Annotated in this window: 7 protein-coding genes; 4 read left to right on the forward strand and 3 right to left on the reverse strand. The window is 65.0% G+C overall.

Features of this window, described 5'->3' with window-relative positions; all coding sequences use genetic code 11:
* Positions 1 to 267: 267 nt before the first annotated feature.
* Together AC07YS_RS20125 and AC07YS_RS20130 are read left to right on the forward strand one after the other, a co-directional pair.
* On the forward strand, positions 268 to 516 hold the full coding sequence (locus tag AC07YS_RS20125) for a hypothetical protein (RefSeq protein WP_495267282.1): 249 nt from the start codon (positions 268 to 270) through the stop codon (positions 514 to 516).
* A gap of 131 nt (positions 517 to 647) precedes the next feature.
* Positions 648 to 863 (forward strand): hypothetical protein, encoded by a 216-nt coding sequence (locus AC07YS_RS20130; RefSeq protein ID WP_495273736.1) that lies wholly within the window; start codon positions 648 to 650, stop codon positions 861 to 863.
* An 829-nt stretch (positions 864 to 1692) separates the two neighbouring features.
* Here the strand turns inward: AC07YS_RS20130 and AC07YS_RS20135 are convergent.
* Both AC07YS_RS20135 and AC07YS_RS20140 read right to left on the reverse strand, forming a co-directional pair.
* On the reverse strand, positions 1693 to 2367 hold the full coding sequence (locus tag AC07YS_RS20135; RefSeq protein ID WP_495267284.1) for a response regulator transcription factor: 675 nt from the start codon (positions 2365 to 2367) through the stop codon (positions 1693 to 1695).
* Positions 2368 to 2372: 5 nt separating this feature from the next.
* On the reverse strand, positions 2373 to 3737 hold the full coding sequence (locus AC07YS_RS20140) for a cache domain-containing protein (RefSeq protein WP_495267285.1): 1365 nt from the start codon (positions 3735 to 3737) through the stop codon (positions 2373 to 2375).
* A 158-nt stretch (positions 3738 to 3895) separates the two neighbouring features.
* Here AC07YS_RS20140 and AC07YS_RS20145 point away from each other — a divergent pair, with 158 nt between their 5' ends.
* Positions 3896 to 4639: a LysM peptidoglycan-binding domain-containing protein gene (locus AC07YS_RS20145; RefSeq protein ID WP_495267286.1), complete on the forward strand. Its 744-nt coding sequence runs from the start codon at positions 3896 to 3898 to the stop codon at positions 4637 to 4639.
* 125 nt (positions 4640 to 4764) lie between these two features.
* A complete protein-coding gene (locus AC07YS_RS20150) occupies positions 4765 to 5064 on the forward strand; it encodes a hypothetical protein (RefSeq protein WP_495267287.1) in 300 nt (99 codons plus the stop codon).
* 16 nt (positions 5065 to 5080) lie between these two features.
* Here the strand turns inward: AC07YS_RS20150 and AC07YS_RS20155 are convergent.
* A partial coding sequence (locus AC07YS_RS20155) for a VTT domain-containing protein (RefSeq protein WP_495275726.1) occupies positions 5081 to 6072 on the reverse strand: 992 nt, incomplete at its 5' end.

A 6072-nucleotide genomic window follows, 5' to 3' on the forward strand; every position in this document is an offset into this window, starting at 1 on the left:
TCCAAAGGCTACGGATCGGACCTCTGACTTTGTGTCATCAACCACTGCATCCGTTGCGAAGTGGGCACGCAACACTCGGACGAATGACGGCCTGAAGCCCTAAAGCCGTTCTCAAAAATATGAGCTGCAAAGCCACCATCCAAGAGTCTGGCGGGCTCAAGAAGCTATAGTGCTTGGCGAGGTTTCAAAATGCGGATCCGGGCGTGCATTCGGCATGCGAATCAGGACTCCGATTCGCCTTATCATTTTTCAAAAGGGAGGTCCAACATGCAGAAGTGGCAATATGACGTCATTGAGATGGATTTCAGAGAAGCGCACACACACGAAGGACTCGATGACAGAAGGAAGTTGCTTGCGACACTTGATGAGCTTGGCTCCGATGGTTGGGAACTGGTAAACGCCCAAATAGTCGAGGGGTTGACCTACCTCTTTCTAAAGACACCGGTGGTGGAACTTGGCAACGCTCAAGAAAAGCCGGTTGCACGTAGTCTTAGGTCTCTGTTTCGGCGCTCGTAGTGGCCTTACTACCGCGCAACAATGACCGATAACATGGCTGTCGAGCTTGACGCCCATGGCTACTCGCGTAGTACCTGAGCTTCGATTCTTAGGCGCCGTTCATTTCAACGTTAGAAGGATAGGAAGTACCTGTGGACACTAAAGAGTATGCGACGAGATTCAGCACCAACGGTTTGCTCATGATGCACAAGGCTCTTCGCGATGCCTTTCTCAAAGACGAAGAGACGCCGGCCAATCAAGACAAGCCCTATGGTGTCCGTACCTACGCCGATTGGCGCCAATGGTCAGATGCACTGGAGTCAGTCCTAACTGATCGTGAGGCATCCTTTGAGCCGGTGCCGTGGTAACGGACTTATCGTCCAACAATTCATTCAAGCCGGGTTCACTCGTGGTTCGGTTGCGTTCCGGCGTTTGGTGTAACCGCCACTTCTTGCGGTCATCGACGGCTCTTAGCTGATAGTACCCGTCCGCACACCTCTGGCGAACGTCGAGAGTTGCAACACCACCGCCCCGGTAGCCAACACCGGGGCTAGGTCCACACCCTCACCCTCCCCCACTCTCCTGAAACAACGCCGCCGCATCCCGCGCCAAATCCGAAGCGATCCAAAGCAGGTTGTCCCGATGCCCTGCCCCCGCCTCTTCGAACCATCCATCGCCGGCGCCGTAGCAGCACCACAGCAGTGAGTTCAGTTGTTCCAGCTTGCATTCCAGCAGGTCTGCTGCGCTGGGGGTGGTCGCGTGGGGAGGGGTCGACCCAATAGGCCGGGCCATAATTCGTTTAGCCATTTGTTGTGCTCCTTCTCAAAGCTTGCACGTCACTTGGTTAGACGGTCATGGTGTTCGCGCACCGTGGCCGTCGCCTTTTGTGCCTCACGTTCGCATCGATCGATCTGCATCGATGGCCCGCCGTGAGGCGAAGCGGTTCATTCATTCACTCAATCAGTCAGTGGTCCGTGGTGTGGTGTGGTGTGGTGTGTGCTGCCCTTCTCGCCCACATGGCGGGTCGTTTCATCACAGGGGCATTCACTGTAGAGAAGTCCTGCCCGGCACAGAGAGAAATTTCGCCGAGGAATGCGCGGTTCGCGCAAGTAATCGCGCTGCGGCAGTGGCGATTCACAAAGCCCTGACAGTCAGGCCCTGAAAGCAGAGCCCGAGCCCCGCATCGACAGCAGCGCCTCAGCCCTGCCCGCCGAACTCCCGCGCGTGTTCCACCGCGTACTTGATGAGCTCCGCCTGCCCTTCGATGCCCAGGCGCCGTTTGATGCTCTGGCGGTGCGCCTCCACGGTGCGCACGCTCAGGCCGAGGTCGCGCGCGATCTGCTTGCTCGATTCGCCGCGGCCGAGCGCGCTCAAGATCTCGCTCTCGCGCGGCGTGAGCAGCGGGCGCGGGGTCTGGTTGCGAAAGAGTTTTTTCGACACGGCCGGGCTCAGGAAGGTGCCGCCCGCCGACACGGCCTCGATGGCCGCCACGATCTCCGCCGCCGGCGCGTCTTTCAGCACGTAGCCGCGTGCGCCGACCTGCAGGGCCTTCTGCACGTACTCGGGGTTGTCGTACATGCTGAGCATCACGATGTGCGGCGCGGGCTGCTGGTGCTGCGGCTGTTGTTGCAGCAGCAGCGCCGCCAGCTCGATGCCGTTCATGTCCTTCATGCCCACGTCCATGAGCACGAGGTGCGGCTGCGCAGGGCCGATGAGTGCCAGCGCCTCGGCCGCGCTGCCGGCCTCGCCCACGATCTCCAGGCCGGGCATGGCGCCCAGGCGCGCGCGCAGGCCGTCACGCACCAGCGGGTGGTCGTCGACCAGGAACAGGCGCACGACAACGGGAGCAGCAGCGGCGGGGTCTTCTTTCATGGCCGCTATTCTGGCTTTGCCCGCCGCACCGGCACTTCGGCCACGATGGAGGTGTGGCCCCGGCCCGAGCGCATGCGCAGCCGGCCTTCGATGGACTCCATGCGCTCGCGCATGTTGCGCAGGCCGATGCCGCGCTGCGGGTCGAGCTGCATGGCCTCGACGTTGAAGCCGACGCCGTCGTCGCTGATCTCCAGGCGCACGGCCTCTTCGTCGAAGCCCAGCGCGATGTGCACCTGCTGCGCACGGGCGTGTTTGCGCACATTGGTCAACGCTTCCTGCGTGACGCGAAAGAGCGCGGTCTTGGCTTCTTGCGACAGTTCGAAGGGTTCGCCCTCGACCATGATCGATGCGTCCACGCCTCCCTCTTCGCCGAACTCTGCGCCCAGGCGCTCCAGCGCGGCGGGCAGGCCCAGAGTGTCGAGCAGCGCAGGGCGCAGCCGGTGCGAGATGCGGCGCACCTCGGTGAGCGAATCGTTCAGCCGCTGCAGCGCCTTGCCGAGCGCAGGCGGCGGCGACTGGTGCGCGCGGTCGAGCTGCTCCACGGCCGATTCGATGAGCAGCTTGGCCGACACCAGCGTCTGGCTGGTGCCGTCGTGCAGTTCGCGCGCGAGGTGGCCGCGCTCTTCTTCCTGCGACTGCACCACGCGGCGCGCGAGCAGGCGCAGCTTGGCTTCGGCGGTGCGGTGCTCGCTGAGGTTGAGCAACAACCCGGCCGCACTGACCACGCCCAGGCACAGCGCGGCGATGCCGGCGATCCACAGCAGCGTGGCGGTGACGTTGGCGTTCATCTGCCGGTCGAGGGTGTCCATGGTCGACTGGATGTCGTCCAGGTACAGGCCGGTGCCGACCATCCAGTTCCAGCGCGGCAGCGCGGTGACATAGCCGAGCTTGGGCGCCATCTGCGCGCTCGAGGGCTTGCGCCATTCGTACTCGACGAAGGCGCCGCCCTTGTCGCGCGCGCCCTTGATCAGCTCCTGGATGGTGAAGCGGCCATGCGAATCGCGCAGGTTCCACAGGTTCTGGCCCACCAGCTCGGGCTGGCGCGAGTGCATGAGCGAGTTGCCGTCCATGTCGTAGACGAAGAAGTAGCCGTCGTCGCCGTAGTTGAGCGTGGCCAGGCGGCGCAGGGCTTCGTTGCGCGTGGCCTCGTCGTTCAGCCCCGACTCGTACAGCGGCAGCAGGTTGCTCACGGCCAGGTCGACGTAGCTGCGCAGCTCGCTGCGGCGCTGGGCCATGTAGCTGCGCTCGATGAGCGCCCGCTCGCGCTGGGCCAGGTCGTGCTCCTGGTGACGCACGGCCAGGGCCACGAGCACCAGCGCGACCAGCAGGGGCGCAACGGCCAGCGCGACGATCTTGGTGCGGAGGTTCATCGGGGAGGGAGACTACCACTGGGGGTGGGCAGGGAGCTGGCCTCGCGGCTTCGCGGAGAAATTCCGGGGAAGAAGGACCGGGTGACGTTGGGTGACAGTGTGCAGCGCCGAACCGGCCTACAACACGGGGGCATCAACAAACGGAAGAGGGAGCACGTATGCGCAAGACGCAAAAGACGACGGCAGCCGAGACAGAGAATGAAGGCTGGAAGCGCGGCATCGACAACGCCGACGACAAGTGGAACAGCCACGACTGCGAGATCCGCTCGGCCGTCCATGAATACGACATGCACCTCTCTCGAACCAAGGGCTACGTCCCGTTGGACTGGCGCCTGGTGAAGGCCATGCTGTGGGTCGAAACGGGGGCCAAACGGCCGCAGTGGAAGACCCGCCCGATGCAGATCGGCAATACAGGAGATCTGGGCCTCCAGGCGCTGCTGGGTGGCAAGGACGGCGGTGACCTGATCCTCCCGCCCTCTTACCGCAGAAGCCTCTCCGTCGACGGCGTGCGCCGCGCGCCTGCCGACAACATCCGGGCGGGCATCGGCTATCTGCTGCTGCGCATGGCCAATTTCTCCTTTCAGAGCGTGCCCGATGCAGACACCCGCACCCATCAGGTCGTCGTGAAAGCTGGCGATACCCTGAACAGCATCGCCAGAGCGAAAGGCAGCACGCCAGAGGTGATGAAGCGGCTCAATCCGTCCGCACACATGCTTCAGCCCGGCGAGGTGCTGCACTACCAGAGGGCCTCGGTTCAGAGGGTCATCACAGGCTGGAAGCCCATCACGGTATCGGGAGCGGCAACTTACTACAACGTGGATGGCGATGCGACGTATGCAGACAAGCTCGGCTATGCCTTGGCGGCCGTTCGCAGAGGCTCCGAGGCAACCGCATGCAAGTAGGCCGAAACATCGGGCGGCGTCTCCTGGCACTCGCCTGCTCAGCAGTTATGGCTGGTCCCGCGCACGCCCACACATTCACCGGGAAGTTCACCGGCACGGGCCGGGCATGCAACGGTGTACTCCATGTGCGCAGCCAGACCATCGAATGGCGATCGAGTTTCAGCCGCTGCGCACGCAGCAGCTATGAGGTGCTGGACATGAGCCGCCCCGGCGAACCCCGGCGGATGGCCTTTCGCTTCAAGGCACGCGGCGACAAGTGCTTGTATGAAGTCGTCGCGCTCGAACAGGTGGATGGCACCGACTGGACGGCCGATGGCTATCCGTCGCTCGAGGCCTACCGAAAGAAGGACGTCCCCGGCTGGCAGGACTCACCCCTGCCCGCCCGGCTCGTTCTCCAGTGCCCGATGACACAACAGCTGCGATGAGCAGCAGCGAAGCGGGTCAGTGCAGGCTCGTAGGCCGCCCCGAAGCCACCCACGCATCCAGCCCCCCCGTCAGCGGCAGCGCCCGCCGCGCCCCGCGCGCCAGCAGCACGCGCGCGGCCTGCGCGGCCGAGACTTCGTTGGGGCAGTTGCAGTACAGCACCACGTCGCGGTCGGGGTCGATCGTGAGGTCCAGGTTGCGCTGCTGCAGCGCCTTGAGGGTGTACGACAGCGCGCCCGGAATGCGGCGCGGGTCGACCTGCACGCCGGCTTCGCCGCGCACGTCGATCACCAGCGGCGGCACGTCGCCGCTCATGAGGTCGAACAGTTCGTCGACGCTGATGCGCGGCATGCCGGTGAGCCGCGCGAAGGCGCGGCGGCGCCAGTAGCGCACGGCGAGCATCACGAGCAGCACCACGCCCAGCGCGGCGGTGGCGATGCCGCCGGCCTGCGCCAGCACGGCGAGCACCTGCTGGATCTGGTCGCGAAAGAGCCAGCCCAGGCCGAGGAACAGGCCCGTCCAGACCAGCGCGGCCACGATGTCGAAGCCGACAAAGCGTCGCACCGACATGCCCAGCGCACCGGCCATGGGCGGCGCCACCACGGACACGCCGGGCACGAACTTGGCGGCCACGAGCGACATGCCGCCCCAGTCGGAAATGAGCGATTCGCCGCGCCGCACGCAGGAGTCCTGCGACAGCGAGATGCGGCACAGCAGCCGCATGAAGCGGTAGCCGAAGCGGCGCCCGGCATAGAACCACGCGCCGTCGCCCAGCAGGTTGGCGACCACGGCGGCCAGCACCACGCCGACCACCGACACGTCGCCCGCCGCCAGCAGCGCGCCGGTGACGACCAGCACGGCCGCGGCCGGCACGGGCAGGCCCAGGCGCGCGGCAAAGCTGGCGGCAAACACCACCAGGATCGCGTTCTGCACCAGCAGCGACATCAGCTGCGCCATGCGGGCCGCCGTTCGGTCGTTGCCGCGTGCCGCAGGGCGGCGCGCCGGGAGGG

Source organism: Variovorax sp. GW458-11-26-14-LB1 (genome assembly GCF_059423965.1).